Annotated in this window: 21 protein-coding genes; 15 read left to right on the forward strand and 6 right to left on the reverse strand. The window is 60.4% G+C overall.

The window, feature by feature from the left end; all coding sequences use genetic code 11:
- Positions 1-9: 9 nt before the first annotated feature.
- From fhuB to BN1132_RS17410, 5 genes are all read right to left on the reverse strand, one after another.
- On the reverse strand, positions 10-1,989 hold the full coding sequence (gene fhuB / locus BN1132_RS17390; RefSeq protein WP_042079071.1) for a Fe(3+)-hydroxamate ABC transporter permease FhuB: 1,980 nt from the start codon (positions 1,987-1,989) through the stop codon (positions 10-12).
- On the reverse strand, positions 1,986-2,906 hold the full coding sequence (locus BN1132_RS17395; RefSeq protein ID WP_084203078.1) for an ABC transporter substrate-binding protein: 921 nt from the start codon (positions 2,904-2,906) through the stop codon (positions 1,986-1,988). Before BN1132_RS17395 ends, fhuB begins: the two co-directional genes overlap by 4 nt.
- Before the next feature lie 30 nt (positions 2,907-2,936).
- The gene (locus BN1132_RS17400; RefSeq protein WP_042079073.1) at positions 2,937-3,701 is read right to left on the reverse strand and encodes an ATP-binding cassette domain-containing protein; all 765 of its coding nucleotides are present in this window, start codon (positions 3,699-3,701) and stop codon (positions 2,937-2,939) included.
- A gap of 22 nt (positions 3,702-3,723) precedes the next feature.
- Positions 3,724-5,382, reverse strand: a complete 1,659-nt coding sequence (locus BN1132_RS17405; protein ID WP_042079074.1) for a multidrug ABC transporter permease/ATP-binding protein — start codon at positions 5,380-5,382, stop codon at positions 3,724-3,726.
- A 61-nt stretch (positions 5,383-5,443) separates the two neighbouring features.
- Complete coding sequence (locus BN1132_RS17410; protein WP_042079075.1) at positions 5,444-7,552, reverse strand: TonB-dependent siderophore receptor; 2,109 nt, start codon at positions 7,550-7,552, stop codon at positions 5,444-5,446.
- A 382-nt stretch (positions 7,553-7,934) separates the two neighbouring features.
- Between BN1132_RS17410 and mioC the strand changes: the two genes are divergently transcribed.
- The 15 genes from mioC (at position 7,935) to glmU (ending at position 21,715) form a co-directional block, all read left to right on the forward strand.
- On the forward strand, positions 7,935-8,384 hold the full coding sequence (gene mioC, locus BN1132_RS17415; protein ID WP_042079076.1) for an FMN-binding protein MioC: 450 nt from the start codon (positions 7,935-7,937) through the stop codon (positions 8,382-8,384).
- Between the two features lie 509 nt (positions 8,385-8,893).
- Positions 8,894-10,783 carry a tRNA uridine-5-carboxymethylaminomethyl(34) synthesis enzyme MnmG gene (gene mnmG, locus BN1132_RS17420; RefSeq protein ID WP_042079077.1) on the forward strand — a complete coding sequence of 630 codons (1,890 nt, stop codon included), beginning with the start codon at positions 8,894-8,896 and terminating at the stop codon, positions 10,781-10,783.
- A 47-nt stretch (positions 10,784-10,830) separates the two neighbouring features.
- Complete coding sequence (rsmG, locus tag BN1132_RS17425; protein WP_042079103.1) at positions 10,831-11,430, forward strand: 16S rRNA (guanine(527)-N(7))-methyltransferase RsmG; 600 nt, start codon at positions 10,831-10,833, stop codon at positions 11,428-11,430.
- 27 nt (positions 11,431-11,457) lie between these two features.
- Complete coding sequence (locus BN1132_RS17430; RefSeq protein WP_042079078.1) at positions 11,458-12,261, forward strand: ParA family protein; 804 nt, start codon at positions 11,458-11,460, stop codon at positions 12,259-12,261.
- Positions 12,258-13,166: a ParB/RepB/Spo0J family partition protein gene (locus BN1132_RS17435; protein WP_042079079.1), complete on the forward strand. Its 909-nt coding sequence runs from the start codon at positions 12,258-12,260 to the stop codon at positions 13,164-13,166. Before BN1132_RS17430 ends, BN1132_RS17435 begins: the two co-directional genes overlap by 4 nt.
- Before the next feature lie 190 nt (positions 13,167-13,356).
- Entirely contained in the window at positions 13,357-13,767 is a 411-nt protein-coding gene (locus tag BN1132_RS17440; protein WP_042079080.1) for an ATP synthase subunit I, read from the forward strand.
- A gap of 8 nt (positions 13,768-13,775) precedes the next feature.
- Entirely contained in the window at positions 13,776-14,558 is a 783-nt protein-coding gene (gene atpB / locus BN1132_RS17445) for a F0F1 ATP synthase subunit A (RefSeq protein ID WP_010672266.1), read from the forward strand.
- A 58-nt stretch (positions 14,559-14,616) separates the two neighbouring features.
- Positions 14,617-14,856, forward strand: a complete 240-nt coding sequence (gene atpE, locus BN1132_RS17450; RefSeq protein ID WP_010672265.1) for a F0F1 ATP synthase subunit C — start codon at positions 14,617-14,619, stop codon at positions 14,854-14,856.
- 51 nt (positions 14,857-14,907) lie between these two features.
- Entirely contained in the window at positions 14,908-15,378 is a 471-nt protein-coding gene (gene atpF / locus BN1132_RS17455) for a F0F1 ATP synthase subunit B (protein WP_010672264.1), read from the forward strand.
- Positions 15,379-15,391: 13 nt separating this feature from the next.
- On the forward strand, positions 15,392-15,925 hold the full coding sequence (atpH, locus tag BN1132_RS17460; protein WP_042079082.1) for a F0F1 ATP synthase subunit delta: 534 nt from the start codon (positions 15,392-15,394) through the stop codon (positions 15,923-15,925).
- A 15-nt stretch (positions 15,926-15,940) separates the two neighbouring features.
- A complete protein-coding gene (atpA, locus tag BN1132_RS17465) occupies positions 15,941-17,482 on the forward strand; it encodes a F0F1 ATP synthase subunit alpha (protein WP_042079083.1) in 1,542 nt (513 codons plus the stop codon).
- Between the two features lie 42 nt (positions 17,483-17,524).
- On the forward strand, positions 17,525-18,391 hold the full coding sequence (atpG, locus tag BN1132_RS17470; RefSeq protein ID WP_042079084.1) for a F0F1 ATP synthase subunit gamma: 867 nt from the start codon (positions 17,525-17,527) through the stop codon (positions 18,389-18,391).
- A gap of 33 nt (positions 18,392-18,424) precedes the next feature.
- Positions 18,425-19,813 carry a F0F1 ATP synthase subunit beta gene (gene atpD, locus BN1132_RS17475; protein ID WP_010672260.1) on the forward strand — a complete coding sequence of 463 codons (1,389 nt, stop codon included), beginning with the start codon at positions 18,425-18,427 and terminating at the stop codon, positions 19,811-19,813.
- Positions 19,814-19,831: 18 nt separating this feature from the next.
- A complete protein-coding gene (locus BN1132_RS17480; protein WP_010672259.1) occupies positions 19,832-20,260 on the forward strand; it encodes a F0F1 ATP synthase subunit epsilon in 429 nt (142 codons plus the stop codon).
- Positions 20,261-20,353: 93 nt separating this feature from the next.
- The gene (gene glmU / locus BN1132_RS17485) at positions 20,354-21,715 is read left to right on the forward strand and encodes a bifunctional UDP-N-acetylglucosamine diphosphorylase/glucosamine-1-phosphate N-acetyltransferase GlmU (protein ID WP_042079086.1); all 1,362 of its coding nucleotides are present in this window, start codon (positions 20,354-20,356) and stop codon (positions 21,713-21,715) included.
- 50 nt (positions 21,716-21,765) lie between these two features.
- On the opposite strand, the gene creD is transcribed toward glmU, so the two are convergent.
- Complete coding sequence (gene creD, locus BN1132_RS17490) at positions 21,766-23,088, reverse strand: cell envelope integrity protein CreD (RefSeq protein WP_042079087.1); 1,323 nt, start codon at positions 23,086-23,088, stop codon at positions 21,766-21,768.
- Between the last annotated feature and the right edge of the window lie 103 nt (positions 23,089-23,191).

Here is a 23,191-nt window from a genome sequence, read left to right on the forward strand (position 1 = left end):
TGCTAAACCCTACAGCCGGCGCAGGCACCACATGAAGTAAGCGCCCCCTAACAGGGTGGAGACCAGGCCGACCGGCACCTCCTGCGGGAACAGCACTTGCTGGCCTACCCAGTCCGCCAGCACCATCAGCAGGGCGCCACAACCGGCCGCGCCGAGCAGGTGCCAGCGCGCCCGCACCAACCCCATCAGCCTGGCCATGTGGGGCGCCAGCAGGCCGGCGAAGGAGAGCGGCCCTATGACCATAGTGGCACTGGCGGTGAGCACGGCCACCAGCAGCAAGATGACGAGCTGGGCGCGGCTGAGTCGAACCCCCAGCGCCGTCGCCACCGCCGGTCCCATGGGCATCAGATCCAGCCAGCGGCTCACCAGCAGACAGGCCGCCAGCATCAGCAGCGCCAGCACAGCCAGCGCCATGGCCACCGGCTGGGTAACGTGATAGGTGGAGCCGGACATCCAGGAGAGCAGTTGCTGCACCCGCAGATCGCCGTTGGCCAGCGCTATGGCCTGCAGCGGCTCGAACAGTGCCGTGATGGCGATGCCGGAGAGCAGGATCCGCTCCGGCTGAAAACTGTTCTTGCGGTTGATCAGCACCAAGAGCAGCAGGCAGCCAAAGGCCCCCAGCACGCCTCCCAGCAGCATCATGGGCAGCGGCAGCGCAGGCAGCAATAATGCGGCAGCAATGACCCCCATAAAGGTGCCACCGCTTACCCCCAGCAGCTCCGGGCTCGCCATGGGGTTGTTGCTGACCCGCTGCAGCAGGGTGCCCGCCAGCGCCAGCAGCACGCCGGCCGCCCCTGCCGCCAGGGTGCGCGGCAATCGCCACTCCAGCTGGGCTTCCCACCTGAGCCAGCTCGGCCAGCGCCACCCATCCATCCCCTGCCCGAACAGCAGGGACGCAACCACAGCCAATACCAGCCCCGTCAACATCAGGCCGACAAGGCGTGCAGGCGCAGGGTGACGTGCCACCACCAGCCCGGCGGACGCCCTGGGAGTGGACTTGAGGGTGAGGCGCGGGATCAACCAGAGCAGCAGCGGCGCCCCCAGCAGCGCCGTCATGGCGCCAGTCGGGATCAGCACGGGCCAGAAGCGGATCAGGGATTGCAGCAGCAGATCGGTGGCCGCCAGCAACAAGGCCCCCAGCACGGGCGCCCACAGCAGGCGCAGGCCGAGCCGCCTCACCCCCAGCATGCGTACCATGACGGGAGCCGCCAGCCCGATAAAGCCGATCAGCCCCACCACGCTCACCACGCAGGCGGTGATGAAGACCGCAAGACCGAGGCCGGCGAATCTCAGGTGCTTGAGGGAGACTCCCAGGCTGCGGGCGCTGGCATCGTCCAGCTCCAGCACAGCCAGGGGACGGGCCAGCAGCGCCGCCAGCACAGCCGCCGCCAGCAGCCGCGGCAGCAGGTAGAGGGTGCCGCTCCAGCTGGTCTGGGCCAATGAGCCGCTTCCCCACACCAACAGGCCCTTGAGCTCCTCCTGGAAGAACAGCAGCAGCCCCAGGCTGATGGCGGCGAGATAGAGGTTGATCACCAGGCCCGCGAAGACGATGACCACGGGGTTGAGCTGGCGACGCCAAGCCAGGGCGAACACCAGCCCCATGGCCAGGCTCCCCCCCGCCATGGCGATCCACTCCCGCCCGATCAGCAGCCAGGCGGGAGCAAACAGGGTCACCACCATCAGCGCCAGCTGGGCGCCGGAGGCCACCCCCAGGGTGGTCGGCGAGGCGAGCGGGTTGCGCAGCACCTGCTGCATCAGGGTGCCAGCCAGGCCAAGAGCGGCGCCGGCCAGCAGGCAGATAGCGAGGCGCGGCAGCCAGCTGAAGTGGATCACCGCCTGACGAGCGTCGTCCAGCTGGGGCGAGAACAGGGCCTGCCACCAGAGTGCCTGCGGCAGCTGGCGCGCCAGCTCACCACAGGCCAGCATCAGGGTCAGCGCCAGCAGGCAGAGCCCGGGCCGCAGCAGGGAAGAGGGAAGAAACTGGTTCATTGGATGGCTCCCTTGGCGGTCACCTGGGTTGCCACATCGGAAGACGAATCCTCTTGCAAGGCGCCACTCAACAGATCGGCGAAGCGGCGGGCGGCGAGCAGGCCACCGAAGCTCCAGACGGCGGGCAGGTGCAATACCTTGCCCTGTTTCACCAGGGGCAGATGTTGCCACAACCCCGGCTCCTGCAGCCGCTCGCTCACTCCCACCGGGATGGGGTCGACCACCACCAGCCGGGCCTGTGGCAAGGCCAGGAACTGTTCCAGACTGACCACGGCGAAGCCCCAGGCGTTGGTCTCCCCCTGCCAGGCGTTGCGCAGCCCCAGCCGCTCCATCACCGCCTCGAACAGACTGTGGCGGCCAAATACCCGCACATGGCGCTCGTCGATAAATTGCACCAGCAACAAGGGGGGAAGATCGGCGGGCAGTTGCCCCTTCATCCGTGCCAGATCCCGCCCCAGGGCGGCGAGTTGACGCTCGGCCTCGGCGGTCTTGCCCACCAGAGCGGCTATGGTCAGGGTCGCCTCGTGCAGTCGCTGCCACAGATCCGCATCGGGTTCATAGAGTGCGATGGATTGCACCGGGGCGATGCGGGACAAGGTGGGCTCCAGCGACGCCATCAGCGGCGAGATGAGGATGAGGTCGGGCTTGAGCTCCGCCAGCAGCTCGCGGTTGGGTTGCATCCTCAGGCCGATATCCACCACCTCCGCCGGCAGCGTCGGCTCCCCCACCCAGGCGCGATAGGACTCCACATCCCCCATGGCCAGCGGCGCCACGCCCAGGGCCAGCAGGGTCTCCGCCACCGTCCAGTCGATGGTCGCGATGCGGGGGATGGATTGGGCGTATTGTTCGGTCGCCACAGGCTGTGACTCGGCCAGTACCGCAAACGGCAACAACAGGCTGACAAGGCAGGGAGCCATCTTCAATAAACGGTTCAAGAGATCCCCCGGTCAGACGATGGCGATGGCGTGATCATGGGCCGGGTGGCGAATGACCTCCATCGGGATGCCGTAGATGGCGTGCAGGGTTTCGCCGGTCATGATGTCGTCTGGCACGCCATGGGTCAGCAAGCGGCCGCTGTGCAGCGCCACCAGCCTGTCGCAGAAGCGGGAGGCCATGTTGATGTCGTGGATGACGATGATGACCCCCAGGTTGAGCTGGCGACTCAACTGCTTGACGAGGGTGAGCACCTCCACCTGATGGGCCACGTCCAGGGCGGCCAGGGGCTCGTCCAGCAGGATGAAGCGACTCCCCTGGGCCAGCAGCATGGCGAGCCAGACCCTCCCCCGCTCGCCGCCGGAGAGGGTATCCACCAGCCGATCGGCGAAGGGCTCGGTGTGGGTCAGGGCGATGGCCTTCTCCACCTGGCTGTGATCGGCCTCCTGCATGCGGCCCAGCAGGCCGCGCCAGGGGTAGCGCCCCATCTCCACCAGCTCGCGGCCGAGCAGGTTCTCGGCGCTCGGCAGGTGCTGGGGCAGATAGGCCACCTGGCGGGCGAAGTCCCGGTTTCCCCAGTCGGACAGAGGCTTGTCGTCGAACAGTATCTCGCCGCCGCTCAGGGGCTGCTGGCGGGCCAGCAGCTTGAGCAGGGTAGACTTGCCCGAGCCGTTGTGGCCGATGAGGCCATGGACCTGGCCCTGTTCGAAGCGCAGATCCGTGGGGTGCAGCAACTGGCGGTCGTTGACCACGAAGCTGGCGGCTTTCATCTCAAACATAAGGTGTTCCTGTTGGCCGGATTCAGACCGGCACCTCTGCATTCAAATCTGTATCCAGATGGGCGACCGCGTCCCGGCTCACCTGCTCGCGACGCTCGCCGAGCAGCTCGGTGAGCCGGCCCTGGCGCATCTCCAGCAGGCGATCGGCCTGGGAGAAGTAGAGATCGTCGTGGCTGATGGCGATCACCGTCTTGCCCATCTCCTTGAGACGCGGCAGCAGCACCTGATAGAAGATGCGGCGGAACTGGGGATCCTGATCCGCCGCCCACTCGTCGAACAGCATGATCTCGCGCTGCTCCGCCAGCGCCAGCAGCAGGGCGACCCGCTTGCGCTGGCCCTGGGAGAGATCGATGTCGGCGATGAAGTCATCCTTGATGTGCAACTTGCTGCCCATCTGCAGCCGCTCCAGCCACTCGGCGATCAGCGCCTGCTTCGGCTCCGGGCCCAGCAGGTGCTGGAACAGGTGGTAATCGGTGAAGATGGCGGAGAAGAGCGCCAGATAGGCGTTGCGATCCGCGATGAGCTCCCCATCCAGCAGGATCCGGCCAGAGACCGGCTGGTAGAGCCCGGTCAGCAACATGGCCAGGGTCGACTTGCCGGAGCCGTTGCCCCCGATGATGAAGATCTGCTCCCCCTTCTCGATGGTGAGGTTGATCGGCCCCACGGCGAAGCCGCCCTCCCCCGGATAGTGGAAACTCACCTGCTCCAGCTGGATGCGCCGCCAGGGGCGAGGCGCAGGCGGCAGCGGGAAGTCGGGTTCCGGCTCGGCCAGATTCAGGGTCGCTATCTTGTCGAACGCCACCTGGGCGGCGATCAGGGTCGGCAGGGCGCCGATGCCCTGCAGCAAGGGGGTGCGCAGGAACAGCAGGGTCAGGGCGAAGGTGGCGGCCACATTGGTGTTGGCCCAGCCCAGGCCGTTGGCCAGGAAGAACACCAGGCCGATGGCCCCCAGCATCATGATGTTCGACCAGTTCACCGCGCTCAGGTGATAGGTATCGGCACGAATGATGTGCTGGCGATAGTCCTGAGCGTTCTGCTCATAGAGCCTGTGGTAGACGAAATGGGCCCGCTCGCGGTTGAGGGCCAGCTCCTTGCTGCCGGCGATGATGGACTGATAGTTCTGGTAGAGCCTGTCCTCGGCCTGACGCATGCGCGACAGGTGGCGATAGACTCGGTTCACCAGCAGCCAGCCCACCACCATGGTCACCGTGACCCAGAGCGCGGTGACACAGAGCAGGGCGGGAGAGAGCATGCCGAGGTAGATGATGGAGCCCAGAGTCAGCACCAGCCCCTGCACCAGCTCCGGCAGGCGCACGAAGGCGATGGTGATCTGGCCGATGTCGCTGGAGAGGGAGGCCAGCAGCGGCCCCTGCCCTATCTGGCGAATGCGGGCGACGTCGGTATCCAGCAGCTGCTTGAGCAGGCGACCGCGCAGGTGATAGACGAAGTGGTGACCGAGGGTGGTCAAGGCCAGCTGGGAGCCCAGGGTAATGACCAGCAGCAGCAGGATAAGGCCGATCAGCTGGCCAAGCACCGGCAACGGCTCTCCAACTGATTCTATAAGCGATTGATTGATAAAGGCGATAACACCGATCCCACTCACCGCACTGAGCAGACTGAGCAGGGTAATGGCGATGAAGGGCCAACGGTATTGGCGGTAAACCAGTGACAAGAGTTCCATGGCAGGCCTGTATACAAAAAGAAGGAGGGCGGGAGCTTGAGGCACCCGCCCGGCCTGGATCTTACCAGCGGTAGTTGACGGAGCCGACTATGCTGCGCGGCTCACCGTAGTAGCAGTAGTAGTCACAGCTCGCCACATAGGTGTCGTTCAGCAGGTTGTTGACGTTGACCTGGGCACGCCAGTTCTTGGCGAAGTCATACCCGATCATCGCATCCCACACCGTCTGGGCCGGCACCTGGGCCGAACCATAGATGGGGGTGTAGTCCGCATTCACGGCACCTATGCCGACACTGGATCCGATGTAACGCACCCCGGAACCCACTTCCAGTCCGGAGACCGGACCCTGTTGCACCTTGTAATTGCCCCAGAAGGAGGCCTGGTGACGCGGGATCAGGCTGGCGCGACGATCACCGTTGCCGGTGTCGTTGGTCTTGGCATCGGTGTAGGTATAAGCAGCGGTCAGGCGCAGCGCCTCGGTGGCCTGTACGCTCCCTTCCAGCTCGACGCCCTGGGAGGTCACTTCGCCGGCCTGGGTCTGCTGGCCGGATCCTGTAGAGACGAGCGAGTTGGTCTGCTCCAGATTGAACAGCGCCAGGTTGATGTAACCGTCGAGGAAGCTGGGGGCGTACTTGATGCCGGTCTCATACAGCTTGCCTTCCAGCGGCTTGTAGGAGTTCTTGGTGTTCGGATCTATGCCCGGCAACACTTCGAACGACTCCGCATAGGCAAAGTAGGGGGAGAGGCCGTTGTCGGCCAGATACATCAGGCTGCCGGAGAGCGAGAGGTTGTCGTCATACTGCTTCTCGTTCTTGCTGGTGGCTTCGCTGATGTTGTGGGTCTCCACATAGTCGAAGCGACCACCTGCGGTCAGCAACCAGCGATCGTCCCAGCGGATCTGATGCTGGGCGTAGAGACCGCTCTGGCCCTTGGTGTTCTTCTGATAGGTGGCGGTGGACTCATCGAAGCCGGGGAAGCCGCTGTAATCCGGGTTCATGGTGTCGATGGACCCCATACCGTAGTTGTCGGCCTCGACCCCTTCGTTCACGTGGCGCTGCAGATCGATCCCCATCAACAGGGTCTGCTCGGTGCGATCCGTGTTCCAGTAGCCCACCAGCTGGTTGTCCATGGTGGCACTCTTGGTGTCGCCGTCACGGTAGACCAGGCCGCGGTAGGCGGTGGTGCCTTCGTACGTCGGGAAGATATAGGTCTGACGCAGCAGCAGATCGTTGTAGTTGAAGCGGACGTTCTGCTTGAACTCCCAGGTCTGGTTGAACTGGTGGGCCAGCTCGTAGCCGGTGGAGATCTGGGTGTTGCGGTTGCGATCGTAATCCGGCTGACTCAGGTTGGTGCTGGGATCGATCTGGCCGCCCGAGGTGTTCAGGGTGCCATAGACGGGGAAGAAGCCGTTGGTGGGCACCCCTTCATCGTGCAGGAAGCTGGCCAGCAGGGTGAGGCTGGTGCGATCCGAGATATCCAGGGTCACGCTCGGCGCCAGGTAGGCGCGCTCGTTGTAGGTGCCATCCAGCACGCCGTCGCGCTCTTTATAGAGTGCAACCATGCGATAGCGGCTGTCGTCGGTCAGATCGTCGGAGAAGTCGACCCCGACCTGGCGCAGATCCCGGTTGCCCAGTTGCAGATTGACCAGGCCTTGCGGGGTCGCGGTGGGGCGCTTGCTGATGGAGTTGATCACGCCGCCGGGAGGCGCCTCGCCGTAGAGGATGGAGGCCGGGCCCTTGAGCAGTTCCACGCTTTCCAGACCGAAGGGTTCCGGCGTCCACACATAGTAGCCGGTGCCGAACAGGCGGTTGCCATCGAGGTATTGGGCGGCATCGAAGCCACGGACCTTGAACCAGTCGGTGTTGTTGTCGGAGCCGTAGAGACCGGTGAGCACGCCGGAGCGGTAGCGCACGGACTCGTCGAGCTGCAGCACGGCGTGCTGATCCAGCTCCTCGCGGTTGACCACGGAGACGGCGCGAGGGGTCTCGGCCATGGGCACTTCGACCTTCATGGCGGTGCCGGTGACCACCATGGTTTCAGCCGCCTTGGGCAGCTCTTTGTCCGCCGGTTCGGCAGCCAGCACCGGCAGGCTCGCCAGCAGGCAGGAGAGCGGCAACAGTTGGGCCCCCTTCTTTCGCATCACTGCATTCTGGGTATTTCTTTGCGCAATCATATAAGTGTCTCAAATATCAATGAGTTATATTTTGGTTTCTTATTATGGGTGCCCAATGCGGCCGGTCTGCCCGACTCCTTAGGCGAATAAAGCGGCACAATGCTACTACAGGAGCCATGATCGAATCGATTCAATAATTGCTAATCATTTGCATCTCTATTGTTACCTGCTGTATCAACGGACGACTTTTCCGGCAGAAAGACTCATTCAGGAGGGTGGTCAAAAGAAGGGAACACAGGGGAAGATAAAAAAGATGGTGAGGGCGGCCTCTGCCATAAAAATAGTGAAGGATCCTTATCCCCAAGCTTTATCCATATTTATCCACATGCTTTGGCGGTAAGATCCCTGCTCTTCACTCTTTCGATGACATCAGGATCATTCCATGGCCAAACTCAACCTCGTCGTCGGCTCCATGCTGGGGGCCTCCGAATATGTCGCAGATCATGTGGCCAGCCTGCTGGAACAGGCGGGCCACCAAGCCGAGATCCACAACCCGGCCAGCCTGGCCGAGATCCTGGCCGAGCCCAAGGCCATACTGCTGGTGATCACCTCCACCCACGGTGCCGGCGACGTGCCCGACAATCTGCAACCCTTCGCCAAGGATCTTGTGGACCAGCGCCCGGATCTCAGCGCCTTGAAATATGGGGTGATCGCCCTGGGGGATCGCAGCTATGACACCTTCTGCCAGGGCGGCAAGACGCTGGATCGGCTGCTGGCCGAGTGCGGAGCAAGCCGGATCGGGGATCGTCTGGAGATAGACGTGACCCAGCACGAGATCCCGGAAGACGCCGCCGAAGCCTGGATCCACGACTGGATGGCCTCGATCGCCTGATCAGGGGGCGGGAGATCCGGTCTCACTCCCCCGATCTCCCCCTTTATCCCCAGATCCCTATCCACCAGGTTATTAACAGGGGGATCCGGAGAAGTTGTTCCGGCTCGTCACCCATAGCACTCCGGATAAATGTGCATAACTACGGTGCAAAGCTCTGCAAAACCTATAGTTATTCATGTATTAGATCCCATGTGACGTGCTCCTGTGTATAAAAACCAGGGTTATCCCCCCGTTCGCCCCTCCAGGATCCAAGCTTTTCCACAAGCAGCGATCGGCTTTAAGCGAATGATCTTTATGATCAAAAATGGCTTATCAACAGAAGTGTCGGATCCTAATAAGAGATCCAATAAAAGATCGATCTAAAGATCCTTAAGATCTATTTAGTGGATCCCTGATCCATACTGATCCTGAAGTAGACGTTCCCCTCCGGATGCTAAACAGATAGAATGATCCGCCCTTCAGACCAGGCAAACAACGATCTTCAGGCGTGCAGATCAAGGTGATCCCCAATGCAATACCATGAACAATTTGATGTGATCGTCGTCGGTGGCGGTCACGCAGGCACAGAAGCAGCGACAGCAGCTGCCCGTATGGGCCTCAACACCCTGTTGCTGACCCACAACATAGACACGCTGGGGCATATGTCCTGCAATCCGGCGATCGGCGGGATCGGCAAGGGTCACCTGGTCAAGGAAGTGGATGCCCTCGGCGGAGTCATGGCCCAGGCCATCGATCTCGGCGGGATCCAGTTCCGCACGCTCAACTCTTCCAAGGGGCCTGCCGTACGGGCTACCCGTGCCCAGGCGGATCGCCTGCTCTACAAGGCGGTGGTGCGCCAGACTCTGGAGAACTACCCGAACCTGAAGATCTTCCAGCAGGCCTGCGACGATCTCATCATGGACGGGGATCGGGTGGCCGGTGTCGTTACCCAGAGCGGGATCCGCATCGGTGGCAAGACGGTCGTACTGACCGTCGGCACCTTCCTGAACGGCCTGATCCACATCGGGATGGAAAACTACAAGGGCGGTCGCGCCGGGGATCCTCCCTCGATCGCCCTGGCCCAGCGCCTGCGTGAAATGCCGCTGCGCATCGATCGTCTCAAGACAGGCACACCACCACGCATCGATGCCCGCACCGTCGATCTCTCCGTGATGCAGGAGCAGCATGGCGACGATCCTCGCCCTGTTTTCTCCTTCATCGGCAACGCCAGCCAGCATCCGCGCCAGGTGCCCTGCTACGTGACCCATACCAACGAGCAGACCCACGAGGTGATCCGCAACAACCTGGATCGCAGCCCCATGTACGCCGGGGTAATCGAAGGTATTGGTCCGCGCTACTGCCCGTCGATCGAGGACAAGATCACCCGCTTTGCCGACAAGACGGCGCACCAGATCTTCGTCGAGCCAGAAGGCCTCACCACCCACGAGCTCTACCCGAACGGGATCTCCACCAGCCTGCCGTTCGACGTGCAGGTGCAGATCGTCCGCTCGATCCGCGGCTTCGAGAACGCCCACATCACCCGCCCGGGCTACGCGATCGAATACGACTTCTTCGATCCGCGGGATCTCAAGGCCAACATGGAGAGCAAGTGCATCGAGAATCTGTTCTTCGCCGGCCAGATCAACGGCACCACCGGCTATGAAGAGGCCGCCGCCCAGGGGCTGATGGCCGGTCTGAACGCCGGTCTGCGCGCCCAGGGCAAGGATGCCTGGCACCCACGCCGGGATCAGGCCTACATGGGCGTGATGATGGACGACCTCTCCACCCTGGGGACCCGCGAACCCTATCGCATGTTCACCAGCCGTGCCGAATATCGCCTGCTGCTGCGGGAAGATAACGCCGATCTGCGCCTGACTGCCATCGGTCGCGAGCTGGGTCTGGTGGACGATCATCGCTGGAGCCTGTTCAACGCCAAGGTGGAACAGGTGGAGCAGGAGCGCCAGCGCATGCGCTCGACCTGGATCCACCCGCAACATCCATCTCTGGAGGCCGTCAATGCCTTGGTCAACACCCCGCTGACCCGGGAGCAGAGCCTGGAAGAGCTGCTGCGTCGCCCCGAAGTGACCTACGATGCCTTGATGGCCATCGAGGGTGTGGGCCCTGCCCTGGCAGACGCCGCCGCCGCCGACCAGGTGGAGATCCAGATCAAGTATGCCGGTTACATCGAGCGTCAGCACGACGAGGTGGAGAAGCAGCTGCGCAACGAGAACACCCTGCTGCCGCTGGACATGAACTACCGCGACGTGAACGGTCTCTCCAACGAGGTGATCGCCAAGCTGAACGATGCCAAGCCAGAAACCATAGGCCAGGCTTCCCGCATCTCCGGCATCACCCCGGCCGCCATCTCCATCCTGCTGGTGCACCTGAAGAAACACGGCCTGCTGCGTAAAACCGCCTGAGGAATTCCCCGTTGGAAAACAAGCTGGAAAGATTGAACGGCCTGCTCATGCAGGCCGGCATTGTTATCACCGATACCCAGAAGACCCAGTTGGTGCAGTTGGTCGAGTTGCTGCACAAGTGGAACAAGGCTTACAATCTCACCTCGGTGCGAGATCCGGACGCCATGCTGGTCAAGCATATCCTCGACAGCCTGGTGGTGAGCCCTCACCTGCAGGGTGAGCGTTTCATCGATGTGGGGACCGGCCCGGGTCTGCCCGGCCTGCCGCTGGCCATCATCAATCCGGACAAAGAGTTTGTTCTGCTCGACAGCCTGGGCAAGCGGATCAACTTCATCCGCCAAGTGATCCTGGAGCTGGGGTTGACCAATGTGACACCCGTCAAATCCCGAGTGGAGGAGTATCAACCCGAGACGGGATTTGATGGTGTACTGAGCCGGGCCTTCGCCTCCCTGGAGGACATGCTGAGCTGGTGCCATCATCTGCCGTCACCCGAGGGCAGCTTCCTGGCGCTCAAGGGACAGTACCCCGAGCAGGAACTGGCACAGTTGCCTGCCAGCATTCGTCTGGTCGCCACCCACAAGCTGGTGGTGCCGGAACTGGAAGGCGAGCGCCATCTGCTGGAGTTTAAAGCCATCCAGCCCGAATAGGGCCGCCGCATTCATTTAGGGGACAGTGTGGGAAAAGTCATTGCCATAGCCAACCAGAAGGGTGGAGTGGGTAAAACCACCACCTGTGTGAATCTGGCCGCCTCCATGGCCGCCACCCGGCGCAAGGTGCTGGTGATCGATCTGGATCCGCAGGGCAATGCCACCATGGGCAGCGGTGTCGACAAGTACGATGTCGAACGCACCGCCTATGAACTGCTGATCGAAGATGCCCCCATCGGCGAGGTGATCATCCCCGAGACCTCGGGAGGCTATCACCTGATCGCCGCCAACGCCGATGTGACCGCGGCAGAAATCCGCCTGATGGAGTTCTTTGCCCGCGAGATCCGCCTGCGCAACGCCCTGGCCTCGGTCCGGGACAAGTACGACTACGTCTTCATCGACTGTCCGCCCTCTCTCAACATGCTGACCGTCAACGCCATGGCCGCCGCCGACTCCGTGCTGGTACCCATGCAGTGCGAATACTATGCGCTGGAAGGGCTCACCGCCCTGGTGGACACCATCAGCAAGCTGGCAGCCGTGGTCAATTCGGAGCTGAAGATCGAGGGGGTGCTGCGCACCATGTTCGATCACCGCAACCGGCTGGCCAATGATGTGTCCGATCAGCTGAAACAGCATTTCGGGGACAAGGTCTACCGCACCATCATCCCCCGCAACGTAAGACTGGCGGAGGCGCCGAGCTTTGGCGCTCCGGCCATGCACTATGACAAATCATCGGTGGGAGCCAAGGCCTATCTGGCCCTGGCTGGCGAGATCCTGCGTCGCCAGGAGCAGGAATTCCAGCCGATCACCGCAGATCGAGAGAGCCTATGACGCCGAAGAAACGTGGGTTGGGCAAGGGGCTGGACGCCCTGCTCAGCACCAGCACGGCCGCCCGCCAGAAACAGGTGATGAGCGACCAGCGTACCGAACAAGCCATGGCCCCCGCCAATCAGGGCGAGCTGCGCAAGCTGCCGGTGGAGTGGCTGCAGTCCGGCAAGTACCAGCCCCGCAAGGACATGTCACAGGATGCGCTGGAGGATCTGGCCAACTCCATCCGTGCGCAAGGTGTGATTCAGCCCATAGTGGTACGCTCCATCGGCGAGAACCGATTCGAGATCATCGCCGGTGAACGGCGCTGGCGTGCCTCCCAGCTGGCCCGGCTCGAGGTGGTACCCTGCCTGGTCAAGGAGGTGCCTGACGAGGCGGCTGTCGCCATCGCGCTGATCGAGAACATCCAGCGCGAGGATCTCAACGCCATCGAGGAGGCGGTCGCCCTGCAGCGCCTGCTGACAGAGTTCGAACTGACCCATCAGCAGGTGGCCGATGCGGTGGGCAAGTCCCGCACCACGGTGACCAACCTGCTGCGCCTCAACCAGCTCAACGAGGACGTGAAGCGCTTCGTGGAACATGGCGATCTCGACATGGGCCATGCCCGTGCCCTGCTGGCCCTGAGCGGCCCGGCCCAGTCCGAGCTGGCCAAACTGGTGTCCCAGAAGGGGCTGACAGTGCGAGATACCGAGAAGCTGGTGCAAAAAGCGCTGGAACCGGCAAAAACCAGGGTCGAGCCCGTCCGCGATCCCCAGTTTGGTTATCTCGAGCGCCAGATTTCAGAAAAAATTGGCAATCAGGTGCAACTTCAGCCGGGCAAAAAAGATAGCGGCAAGTTAGTAATTAGTTACGATAACTTGGCGGATTTGGACCGGGTATTGGGCTATTTTGGCCTGTCAGAATCGTGATTTTTACGCTTTTTGTAGTAATAAAACATCCATTCCTTTCGTTATGAACATAACCTTAATTTCGCGCGGAAAGCCTCAAAAATTAAGGATTTTTGCCATGTTGCAATAGCCGTCTCCACGGGTATAATTTGACCGGCTTTTCGAGCTGTGAACCTGGGGTCTTCGAATCCCGATTTTTTACAGTTCTGTAATGTTCAGGGGTAGGTTGGTGAAGCAGAAAATAGCCTTGGAAGGTTTGACGCTGGCCTTGGCTATGCTCGTTTGTCAGCTCATCCTGATCCTGGCAATCGGCTCCGTCTGGTTTTATCAGAAGGGGGTCTTTGCCGGACAATCCTCTCTCTACGGAGGGGGGATGTACTGGGTTCCTCAGGCCCTGTTCACGCTCTGGGTTCTGCGCCGCAAGGTGACGAAAGAGAGCGTGGGCCTGGTCTTGCGGGACTTTTATGGTGGGGCAGGGATTAAGCTCATTACTACAACAGGACTTTTCGCCCTGATGTTTGGCGCCGGGATCGAGGTCGACACCGTCTCGTTCTTCGCCACTTATATCCTCGCCCTCGTTGTACAGTGGATAGTTTCATTCACGCTTAACAACCACTATTAGGAAAACTCATGTCTGCAACCGGAGAAGTCCTGACTCCTCAGGGATATATCTCCCACCACCTGACCCATCTGCAAGTAGGGTCCGGGTTCTGGACGGTGAATATCGATTCCATGATATTTTCCGTCGTGCTAGGCGCCCTGTTTATCTGGTTGTTCCGCAAGGTTGCCGTCAAGGCCACCAGCGGTGTGCCCGGTAAGCTTCAGTGCTTTGTGGAGATGCTGGTCGAGTTTGTGAATGGTAACGTCAAAGACATCTTTCATGGTCGCAACAAGGTCATCGCGCCTTTGGCTCTGACGGTGTTCGTGTGGATCTTCCTGATGAACTTCATGGACCTGATCCCCGTTGACTTTATCCCTCACGCTGCACAGTTGATGGGTGTTCCCTATCTGCGTGTGGTTCCCTCTGCTGACGTTAACATCACCATGTCCATGGCTTTGGGCGTGTTCTTCTTGATCCTGTACTACAGCATCAAGGTCAAGGGTATCAGCGGGTTCGTGAAGGAGCTGACGCTTCAGCCTTTCAACCACCCTGCTGCCATCCCGGTTAACTTCATCCTTGAAACCGTCACGTTGATTTCCAAGCCTGTTTCATTGGGTCTGCGACTGTTCGGCAACATGTATGCTGGCGAACTGATCTTCATCCTGATTGCGGGTTTGTTACCCTGGTGGTCACAGTGGATCCTGTCCGTGCCTTGGGCAATCTTCCACATCCTGATCATCACTTTGCAGGCGTTTATCTTCATGGTTCTGACCATCGTCTATCTGTCGATGGCGCAGGAAGACCATGGTTGATGCAACTCAAATAATCCTTTTTATACAATCAATTACATCTAAATAAATGGAGATCCTCATGGAAAACTTGAACATGGACCTGCTGTACATCGCTGCTGCAATGATGATGGGTCTGGCGGCTATCGGCGCCTCCATCGGTATCGGTATCCTGGGTGGCAAGTTCCTGGAAGGTGCGGCTCGCCAACCTGACCTGATCCCTGTTCTGCGTACCCAGTTCTTCATCGTGATGGGTCTGGTGGATGCGATCCCGATGATCGCCGTTGGTCTGGGTCTGTACGTGATGTTTGCGGTTGCCTAAGTCGTCTCGACTCACGCAGAACCCATTAACTAACTAAAGAGGACATCGGCTGTGAATATCAACGCCACCCTCCTCGGCCAAGCAGTTGCTTTTTTCATCTTCGTAGTGTTTTGCATGAAGTACGTATGGCCGCCGCTGATGGCTGCCATCGAAGCCCGTCAGAAAGAAATCGCTGACGGCCTCTCTTCTGCAGAGCGTGCCAAGAAAGATCTGGAGCTGGCCAAGGCCAACGCCACCGATCAGCTGAAAGAAGCCAAGCTTCAGGCTGCTGAAATCATCGATCAGGCCAACAAACGCAAAGCCCAGATCATTGACGAGGCCGCTGTCGGAGCTCAAGCAGAGCGGGAAAAAATCCTGGCTCAGGGCCGTGCAGAGATCGAAGCTGAACGTCATCGTGCCAAAGAAGAACTGCGCAAGCAGGTTGCTGCTCTTGCCATCGCGGGTGCAGAGAAGATCCTGGCACGCCAAATCGACCAGGCTGCCAACAGCGACATCGTCGACAAACTGGTAGCAGAACTGTAACGGGAACGGGGCTATGTCTGAACTGACTACAATCGCTCGCCCCTACGCCAAGGCTGCTTTCGAGTTTGCCGTTGAGCACAAGGCGGTTGACCAATGGCTGGAGATGCTCGATTTCGCCGCTCAGGTGGCAGAGAACGAGACCATCCACAACCTGGTAAACGGCTCCGTGGCTGCCGAAGAACTGGCAAACCTGTTTGTCGGTGTCTGCGGTGAGCAGCTCAACGAGCACGGTCAGAACCTGATCCGGGTGATGGCCGAGAATGGTCGCTTGGGTGTGCTGCCGGCGGTCGTTGCCGAATTCGTCGCGCTCAAGGCTGAACTGGACAAAGAAGTTCAGGCTGACGTGATTTCGGCGATCGAACTGACCGACCAGCAGAAAGCCAATATTCAGGCTTCTCTGGAACAACGTCTCGCGCGCAAAGTGAAGCTGAATTGCAGCACAGATGCGTCCTTGATGGCCGGGGTGCTCATCAAGGCCGGTGATCTCGTTATCGACGGCACGGTCCGCGGTAAGCTGGATCGCATGGCCGATGCGCTGCAATCTTGATTGGGGTATTAGAGCATGCAACTGAATTCCACTGAAATCGCCGAGCTGATCAAGCAGCGCATTGCGCAGTTTGATGTCAAAAGCGAAGCGCGTAACGAGGGTACCATCGTCTCTGTGAGCGACGGTATCATTCGTATCCACGGTCTGGCCGATGCCATGCAGGGTGAGATGATCGAGCTGCCGGGCAACCGCTTCGCTCTGGCATTGAACCTGGAGCGTGACTCCGTTGGTGCCGTTGTCATGGGTCCCTATGCCAACCTGGCGGAAGGGATGAAGGTAAAGGGGACCGGCCGTATTCTGGAAGTGCCGGTCGGTCGTGGTCTGTTGGGCCGGGTGGTCAACACCCTGGGTCAGCCGATCGACGGTAAGGGTCCGGTAGAACACGACGGCTACTCGCCGATCGAAGTGATCGCCCCGGGCGTTATCGAGCGTAAGTCTGTTGACCAGCCAGTCCAGACCGGTCTGAAAGCCATCGATGCCATGATCCCCATCGGTCGTGGCCAGCGTGAGCTGATCATCGGTGACCGTCAGGTAGGTAAGACCGCCATCGCCATCGACACCATCATCAACCAGAAAGACTCCGGCATTAAGTGCGTCTACGTTGCGATCGGCCAGAAGGCCTCCACCATCGCCAACGTGGTGCGCAAGCTGGAAGAGCACGGTGCCCTGGCCAACACCATTGTCGTCGTCGCCTCTGCCTCCGAAGCCGCCGCCCTGCAGTACCTGGCTCCCTATGCCGGTTGCTCCATGGGTGAGTACTTCCGTGACCGCGGTGAAGACGCGCTGATCATCTATGATGACCTGTCCAAGCAGGCCGTTGCCTATCGCCAGATCTCCCTGCTGCTGCGCCGTCCGCCTGGACGCGAAGCCTACCCGGGCGACGTCTTCTATCTGCACTCCCGTCTGCTCGAGCGTGCCGCTCGCGTGAACGCCGAGTACGTCGAGAAGTTCACCAAGGGTGCCGTGAAAGGCCAGACCGGTTCTCTGACCGCCCTGCCGATCATCGAAACCCAGGCCGGCGACGTCTCCGCGTTCGTTCCGACCAACGTGATCTCCATCACCGACGGCCAGATCTTCCTGACCTCCCAGCTGTTCAACTCCGGCATCCGTCCGGCGGTTGACCCGGGTATCTCCGTATCCCGTGTGGGTGGTGCGGCTCAGACCAAGATCGTCAAGAAGCTGTCCGGTGGTATCCGTACCGCGCTGGCCCAGTACCGCGAGCTGGCGGCCTTCGCCCAGTTCTCCTCCGATCTGGACGATGCGACCCGCAAGCAGCTGGATCACGGTCAGAAAGTGACCGAGCTGATGAAGCAGAAGCAGTACTCTCCGATGAGCGTGGCCCAGCAATCCCTGGTGCTGTTCGCCGCCGAGAAGGGTTATCTCGCCGATGTCGAACTGAGCAAGATCGTCGACTTCGAAGCCGCTCTGCTCTCTTACGCCAATACCCAGCATGGTGAGCTGATGGCTGAAATCAATGCCAAGGCTGACTACAACGATGCGATCGTTGGCAAGCTGACTGCGTTGCTGGATGACTTCAAGGCAACCCAGACCTGGTAAGCGTGTGTGGCAGCGCAAGCTGCCACCTGATGGAGAGAAGAGATGGCCGGCGCAAAAGAGATACGTAACAAGATCGGGAGTGTGAAGAACACTCAGAAGATCACCAGCGCTATGGAAATGGTGGCAGCGAGCAAGATGCGCCGTGCGCAGGAACGCATGTCTGCCAGCCGTCCGTACGCTGAAACCATGCGCAAGGTGATCGGCCATATCGCCCAGGGGAACTTGGAATACAAGCACCCCTACCTCATGGAACGTGAGGTGAAGCGAGTGGGTTACATCGTCGTCTCCACCGACCGTGGCCTGTGTGGTGGTTTGAACATCAACCTGTTCAAGGCTGCCCTCAACGATATGAAGCAATGGAGCGCGAACGGTGCCAAGGTTGACCTGGCACTGATCGGTAACAAGGCCTCCAACTTCTTTGAACGGCACGGCGCCAAGGTGAAAGCCCATGTCTCCGGACTGGGTGACAACCCGAGCGTCAATGACCTGATTGGTTCAGTCAAGGTCATGCTGAAGGCTTACGACAACGGTGAGATTGACAGGCTGTATCTGGTGTACAACAAGTTCGTCAACACCATGGTTCAGCAACCAAAAGTCGATCAACTGCTGCCTTTGCCCGTAACTGAAGACAGCAAGCTCGCCAAGAAACACCACTGGGATTACCTCTATGAGCCGGATCCCAAGCAACTGCTGGATACCCTGCTGATTCGCTACGTCGAATCCCAGGTCTACCAGGGGGTGGTTGAAAACTTGGCAAGTGAACAGGCAGCCCGAATGGTTGCCATGCAAGCCGCGACTGACAACGCCGGCAACCTGATTAACGATCTGCAACTGGTATACAACAAGGCCCGTCAGGCCAGTATTACCCAGGAGCTCACTGAGATCGTTTCCGGTGCTGCCGCGGTGTAAGGCAAGGGTTATCAAAGGTTTAGAGGATTTGACATGAGTAACGGTTTCATCGTCCAAATCATCGGCGCTGTGGTGGACATCGAGTTCCCGCAGAATGCCGTGCCCCAGGTGTACGATGCACTGAAGGTTGTCAGCGAAGGCCAAGGCCAGGGTCTGGTACTGGAAGTTCAGCAACAGATCGGCGGCGGCGTCGTGCGTTGCATCACCATGGGTTCCTCCGACGGTCTGCGTCGTGGGTTGGAAGTAGTTAACAGCGGCAAGGCCATCCAGGTACCGGTCGGTACCTCGACCCTGGGCCGTATCATGAACGTACTGGGCGATCCCATCGACGAGAAGGGCCCGATCGGCGAAGAAGAGCGTTGGTCCATCCACCGTGAAGCCCCCAGCTACGAAGATCAGTCCAACAGCACCGAGCTGCTGGAGACCGGCATCAAGGTTATCGACCTGGTATGTCCGTTCGCCAAGGGTGGTAAGGTTGGTCTGTTCGGCGGCGCCGGTGTAGGCAAGACCGTCAACATGATGGAGCTGATCCGTAACATCGCGATCGAGCACAGCGGTTACTCCGTGTTCGCCGGTGTAGGTGAGCGTACCCGTGAGGGTAACGACTTCTACCACGAGATGATGGAGTCCAACGTACTGGACAAGGTATCTCTGGTTTACGGTCAGATGAACGAGCCGCCCGGAAACCGTCTGCGCGTGGCGCTGACCGGCCTGACCATGGCCGAGAAGTTCCGTGACGAAGGTCGTGACGTGCTGTTCTTCGTGGACAACATCTACCGTTACACGCTCGCGGGCACTGAGGTATCCGCACTGCTGGGCCGTATGCCCTCCGCAGTAGGTTACCAGCCGACCCTGGCCGAGGAGATGGGTGTTCTGCAAGAGCGCATCACCTCCACCAAGACCGGTTCCATCACCTCCGTACAGGCCGTTTACGTCCCTGCGGATGACTTGACCGACCCGTCTCCGGCGACCACCTTCGCCCACCTGGATGCGACCGTCGTACTGTCCCGTCAGATCGCGGCACTGGGTATCTACCCGGCCGTTGACCCGCTGGACTCCACCTCCCGTCAGCTGGATCCGCTGGTGGTAGGCAAGGAGCACTACGAGACCGCTCGTGGTGTCCAGACCGTGCTGCAGCGCTACAAGGAGCTGAAGGACATCATCGCCATCCTGGGTATGGATGAACTGTCAGAAGAAGACAAACTGACCGTAGCCCGTGCCCGTAAGATCGAGCGTTTCCTGTCCCAGCCGTTCTTCGTGGCCGAAGTATTTACCGGTTCTCCGGGCAAGTACGTGCCGCTGAAGGAAACCATCCGTGGCTTCCAGGGCATCCTGAAGGGCGAGTACGACGATCTGCCCGAGCAGGCGTTCTACATGGTTGGCGGCATCGACGAAGTCGTCGAGAAGTCCAAGAAACTGTAAGCCTCGATAGGAGGGCCCATGGCTGAGATGATCTCCTTTCACCTGGATGTGGTGAGCGCCGAAGGAAAACTGTTTTCCGGTCGGGTGCAATCTGCCCAGGTATCAGGCTCCGAAGGTGAGCTGGGTCTCCGCCACGGTCATGCTCCGTTGCTGACTGCCATCAAGCCGGGCCTGGTCCGCTTGATCAAGCAAAATGGTAGCGAAGAGGTGCTGTACATCTCCGGCGGCATGCTGGAAGTACAACCCGAAGCCGTGACCGTGCTGGCCGATACCGCCATTCGTGCCGACGACCTGGATGAGGCGAAAGCCCAGGAAGCCAAGCGTCGCGCCGAAGAGCGGATCAACAGCTCCCATGGTGATATCGACTACGCTCAGGCATCTGCCGAGCTGGCCAAAGCGATGGCCCAGCTGCGGGTTATCGATATCGTCAAAAAGAATTACCGCTAATCACGGTGATGCAAAAAGCGACCTTCGGGTCGCTTTTTTTTTGCCCGTTGGATAGACTCCGCCCAGCATTTCCACCTGTTTCAAAGGCTAGCTATGTCTCTCAATGTCGTGATCCTGGCTGCGGGTAAAGGTACTCGTATGCGTTCTGTTCTCCCCAAGGTGCTGCACCCCGTGGCCAACAAGCCCATGGTCTCCCATGTGATCGAGACCGCCCGCCAGATCGGTGCCGAGCAGCTGCACCTGGTCTATGGCCACGGTGCCGAGCTGCTGAAGGAGCGGATCGTCGCGGAAGATGTGAACTGGGTACTGCAGGCCCAGCAGCTGGGAACCGGCCACGCGGTGGCCCAGGCCATCCCCTTCTGGAACGACGAAGACGACGTGCTGGTGCTCTACGGCGATACCCCGCTGATCCAGCCCGAGACCCTGCAACGGCTGCTGGCCGCCAAGGCCGACGACGGCATGGCGCTGCTGACCGTGGTGCTGGACAACCCGACCGGCTATGGCCGCATCGTGCGGGAACATGGCCAGGTGGTTGGCATTGTCGAGCAGAAGGATGCCAACGCCGAGCAGCTCGCCATCCGCGAGGTGAACACCGGCGTGCTGGTGGCGAACGGCGGCCAGCTGCGCAGCTGGCTGTCGCGTCTGGACAACAAGAATGCCCAGGGCGAATTCTATCTGACTGACGTGATTGCCATGGCCCATGCCGACAACTGCCCCATCGCCGCGGTCCACCCGGACAGCGCCATGGAAGTGGAAGGGGCCAACAACCGGGTGCAGCTGGCGGCGCTTGAGCGCAGCTACCAGCAGATGCAGGCCGAGAAGCTGATGATCGCCGGCGCCACCCTGATCGATCCGGCCCGTTTCGATCTGCGGGGCACCCTGGAGATCGGGGAAGAGGTGGTGATCGACGTCAACGTCATCATCGAAGGCAAGGTGGTGCTCGGCAACCATGTGCGCATCGGGGCCGGCAGCGTGCTGAAGGATTGCGTGATCGGCGATCACTCCGAGGTGAAACCCTACTCCGTCATCGAAGGGGCACAGATCGCCGATCAGTGCTCGGTCGGTCCCTTTACCCGGCTGCGCCCGGGCGCCGTGCTGGAGCAGGATGCCCACGTCGGCAACTTCGTCGAGATGAAGAAGGCGCGCCTCGGGGTGGGCTCCAAGTGCGGTCACCTCACCTATCTGGGGGATGCGGAGATCGGTGCCAAGGTGAATATCGGTGCCGGCACCATCACCTGCAACTACGACGGGGTGAACAAGTTCCAGACCATCATCGAGGACGACGTCTTTGTCGGCTCCGATACCCAGCTGGTGGCACCGGTGCGCATCGGCAAGGGGGCGACCCTGGGGGCGGGTTCGACCATCACCAAGGACGTGGCGGAGAACGAGCTGGTGATCACCCGGGTGCCCCAGCGTCACATCCAGAACTGGGCTCGCCCGGTCAAGAAGAAGTGATGCCCGATCAATGAAATGCAAACCGGCGCCTGATGGCGCCGGTTTTGTTTTCAGTCTGCCTGTTCAGCTGCGGGGATTTGGTCGTCCGGGCGGCTCATCACCCGGTACCAGTCCAGCTTGCGGGTCAGCACCATGACCAGCGTCAGTATGGCGAACAGCAGCAGGGCGCCGAGCAGCAGGGCTGTCTCCTCGGCCTGCAGCAAGCCGAACAGGATGGCGTTGACCAGCCCGAGCAGGGCGGCGAATCCCATGCCCTGTTTCGGGCCGCCCAGCACATGACTCAGGTAGAAGCCGTTGAGGGCCACGCTGGCCAGGGCGGCAATCAGATAGGCCCAGGCAAAGCCGAGATGTTCGGTCAGGGCCAGCAGCACCAGATAGAAGATGGCCAGCCCCATACCCACCAGCGCGTACTGGATCGGGTGCACCCGCAGCCCCTTGAGCAGCTCGAACATGAAGAAGCTGAGGAAGGTGAGGCCGATGAACAGCAGGGCATACTTGGCGGCCCGCTCGTTCAGCTGATAGTGATCCACCGGTTGCACCAGGCTGACGCTGAAACTAGGCAGCTTTTCTGAGGGCCCGAAGATTGAGTCGTGGAACTGATTTTCCATATCAGTGGCAAACCAGCTGGTCTGCCAGTGAGCGTTGAATCCTTTCTCTTGTACCTTGCGGCTGGTCGGCAGGAAGTCACCGAGAAAATTGGGATGAGGCCAGTTACCAGAGAGGGTCAGCTTGCTGTCACGGCCTATCGGGATCAGGGAGAATTTCTCCATGCCCTGCAGGGAAAACCTTACCTCGAAACGCCCTCCTTGCTGTTGTTTGGTCGTCAGCGGGACATGCACGCCGGACAAGGTGCCAAGGCGGGCTCCTGGGATGACGGCCAGTGGTTCGTTGGCGAGGGTGATGGCCGGGATCTGGGTGATGCCGCGGGCATCGGAGACGACCAGGCTGAGATAGGGCTGGCCGGGTATGCTGTTGCGCGGAGGCTGCCAATCAGGGAGCGAAGGTAATTGACCGGTCAGAGTGACGTTGGCCTGATATGGCTGGGCTTGGTAAATCCCCAGTTTGCGCGGAGTAACTTCCATGTCGACAGTAGCATCCAGCTGTTCCGGTAGGAGGTAGCGATAGAGGGTTTCCACTTCTCGCCGGGATTCCTTACCATCGTTCAGGATGTGCTCGCTTGTGTACGGCTGTACTACGATGGGACCTATCAGGCGCTGGGGCCCGCTGGTGCTGGCCATTATTTGCTGGATGGCTTCTGAGCGATAAGCCTGGCGCTCCCGGTTCAGCTCCATGATGGATTGCACCGGCACCATCAGCAGCAGGCTGAGCAACAGCAGCAGAAAGATCTTGTGGTTGAAAATCTGTTTGACCATGACGCATCTCCTTGTAGTTGAAAGGGAGTGTGCCGGGGTCGGGTGAAGGGAAGGTGGGGCTGTGTGAAGGGGCGGTGAAGGGGGATAAAAAACCGGCGCTAGG

It is taken from the genome of Aeromonas sanarellii, from assembly GCF_000820085.1.
GTDB classification, from domain to species: Bacteria; Pseudomonadota; Gammaproteobacteria; order Enterobacterales; family Aeromonadaceae; genus Aeromonas; species Aeromonas sanarellii.